Origin of the sequence: Maribacter luteocoastalis (assembly GCF_048890225.1) — a bacterium.
Classification (GTDB): Bacteria; Bacteroidota; Bacteroidia; order Flavobacteriales; family Flavobacteriaceae; genus Maribacter; species Maribacter luteocoastalis.
Genome location: NZ_JBMFZG010000020.1, coordinates 1 through 2639, shown reverse-complemented (window position 1 = coordinate 2639; position 2639 = coordinate 1). Strand labels below are relative to the sequence as shown.

At 32.7% G+C, this 2639-nt stretch carries 3 protein-coding genes; 2 read left to right on the top strand and 1 reads right to left on the bottom strand.

Annotated elements, in window-relative coordinates:
* Positions 1-154: 154 nt before the first annotated feature.
* On the bottom strand, positions 155-298 hold the full coding sequence (locus ACOCEA_RS17865; protein WP_420757638.1) for a hypothetical protein: 144 nt from the start codon (positions 296-298) through the stop codon (positions 155-157).
* A 241-nt stretch (positions 299-539) separates the two neighbouring features.
* Between ACOCEA_RS17865 and ACOCEA_RS17860 the strand changes: the two genes are divergently transcribed.
* Positions 540-1517 carry a DUF1444 family protein gene (locus tag ACOCEA_RS17860; protein ID WP_420757637.1) on the top strand — a complete coding sequence of 326 codons (978 nt, stop codon included), beginning with the start codon at positions 540-542 and terminating at the stop codon, positions 1515-1517.
* Between the two features lie 152 nt (positions 1518-1669).
* The gene (locus ACOCEA_RS17855) at positions 1670-2335 is read left to right on the top strand and encodes a hypothetical protein (protein WP_420757636.1); all 666 of its coding nucleotides are present in this window, start codon (positions 1670-1672) and stop codon (positions 2333-2335) included.
* Positions 2336-2639 lie beyond the last annotated feature (304 nt).

Sequence of the window (2639 nt, the reverse complement as noted above, 5' to 3'; positions counted from 1 at the left end):
GTGTATAATTAATTGCGGTCGGATTTACCAAATGGAAATCCTTGCAATCAATTATCTTTAACGTCAGACGGACATTTTCCGTTGGAAAAGTCCGCAACTAATCATACACGAACCGTTAGGTAGAATAGCCCATCGAGGGACGTGTAACGAAACATTAAATATTTTTCATTTGTTCCTCAAACTGTGTTTGTACTTGGTCAGCTTGGTAGCTAAAACCATTATTTTCTAGCATATCTATAAAGTCTGTAATTTCCATTCCTATTACAGTTATCTTAAAGTCAAAATCCAATTGGTCCATAATTAAAATATTTAAAATTTCTACTGTTACACTCTATTCTACCTAACGGGCAACTTATGGCTCTGCATCAGCAATCGTATGTTAATATTTATTTTATTCTTTACTTATTCGAGGGCAACAGATAGCTAACATTTTGTAAAGCTTATAGATGCACAGCTCAATCGGCTTTTACGTGTCTGCTGCGCATCCACAAGCCTTACAAGTTGCCCGTTGTATGCCATTTGAGAAAAATCTGAACTGAATGAAAAAAATATTGACCTTACTAATAATCCTAACATCATTTAATTTGTCTGCGCAAAAAATTGACTACTCATTCCCTGATGGTTACGAAAAGGAAATATCAAAAAAGGATTACAAATATTTGGTAGATGAATCTGTTAAAGTTATTTCCAAAAATTATAAAATTTCTTCAATAAAAGAGGGTGTTATTGAATTAGAAGAAGGACAAGATTACTCGATTTTGAATCTTCATAATTTGATTTTAAAGTGTGCTGAATTGGATAAAAAAGATTGGAGTGAATTAATTACTTCACATTTCAATAGTATGCACGAGTCAATGGAAAAACAAAAGCAACTTGACCCAAATAAGTTTGAGACTTTAGTGGACTATTTCAGTATTAGAATTTATCAAGAGAGCTTTGTAAATCAAAATGGTGGAACGGAAAATCTTATAGCAAAAAAACATTTAGATGGAACTATCTCACTTTTAATGCTTGATTTACCATCAACTTTCACGCCCATTCAAAAAGATATGTTTGACCTATGGGATAAAACTGTTGATGAAGTTTTTGAAATAGCACAAAGTAATGTAAACAAACAAGAGTTTACTAAAATGACCGAATCAATTGACGTTAATGACCAAAAAATTGAAGTCAGTTTTATAGAAAATGAAGATTATGGAGCAAGTCTCGCACTTGACTTAAAGAGCAACACACCTGAATTTATTGGAGAATGGGGTTCAGTTGTTGCAATACCAAACAAAGGAATTGTGAATATCTGCAAGATTTCAAAAGAAAAACCTGTTGATTTTATTTTGTTCATTCAAAGATTTAAACCTGTAGTTGAACAATTCTATAATCAGCATCCTCAACCAATTTCGACTGATTTCTATTGGTATTATAATGGAGATTTCACCAAAATTAACGTAATTGACAATAATGGGGAAATTAACGTGATTTCACCAATGGGATTAACCGAATTAATGACTAAAAAAAATTAAAAACGGCATACAACAATGGCTATAAACAATTGCTTTTACGGGCTTACCCTGAAAATTCCTGTGGAATTTTCAGCTTGTCGTGTACTTGCAAAAGTCCGTGCTAACCCACGCAACTGTTCATAGCCGAGACCGTTAGCCTTAATTTACAAATATTGGAAAAATCAGATAAAACAAAAATTCAAGAATGTCTCTTAAATATAGACATGACTTGCAGAAGTATGTATCATTCCAATAATGACATTGTAAACTTCAATATTCCGAGGAGTAGCGTAATTTATGGAGATATGATTCGATATAGCTACATTCAACTCTGTTCTATTTTAGACGAAATTGTTGTCTTAAATCGATTAGGAAAAGATAATGAATATCTTAAGGACACACTATATATAATCTCTCCCGTTACAAGAGCAATCAATCAGTATTCTGGTATTAGAAAAGCTAGAAATTTTATGCTCGCTCATTTTAACAGAGACAAAAAAAGAAACTTCCATCCCTGGTGGAAAGCTTTGAAAGGACTAAAGTTACCTCGAACCCAAAAAGAAATACAACAAATTCAGAAATGGATACATTTAATAAATGGAATTTTGGTTACAAGGTATTATGAAGAGCTTAAAGAAATTTCCAAAACTGCTGAGGGCGAAATTAAGTCCTATTCGGTTTGGATGTTTGAGGAGGAAAAGAAAGTTTCTGAAAATCCGACGCCATTTGATTCAATAGAGAATCAAGTTGCAATAAGAATGGAAGAAAAAGGAGTAAAAGAAATAATGGTCGACCCAAGCTTCACAGACATAATAGAATACATACAAAATAAAAACTAAGGCTAACACAACCTATAAACAATATGGGCTTCGAGTTAAACGAAAGGTTTGCGTATTTTTATGAGGTCGCGAAATCTTTGGGATTTCGCTTTAGACAAGAAAAAATAAAACTAAACCAAAAGATTTCGCTTTGTGCGTGGCGGAAAGCAAACGCTAGTTTGCCCCCGTACTGTTCATAGCTAAAACGTTGTAAAACATTTACCTAAACCTAAAAAGTGAATCAAAAAAGTTATCTAATTATTTTACTATTTCTTGGATTCTATTCTTGCGAACACTTTTCTCAAAAAGACTATTTTGACAATAT

Coding starts and splice junctions, on each gene's coding strand:
- ACOCEA_RS17865 (WP_420757638.1), bottom strand. CDS start 298: ATGGACCAATTGGATTTTGACTTTAAGATAACTGTAATAGGAATGGAA.
- ACOCEA_RS17860 (WP_420757637.1), top strand. CDS start 540: ATGAAAAAAATATTGACCTTACTAATAATCCTAACATCATTTAATTTG.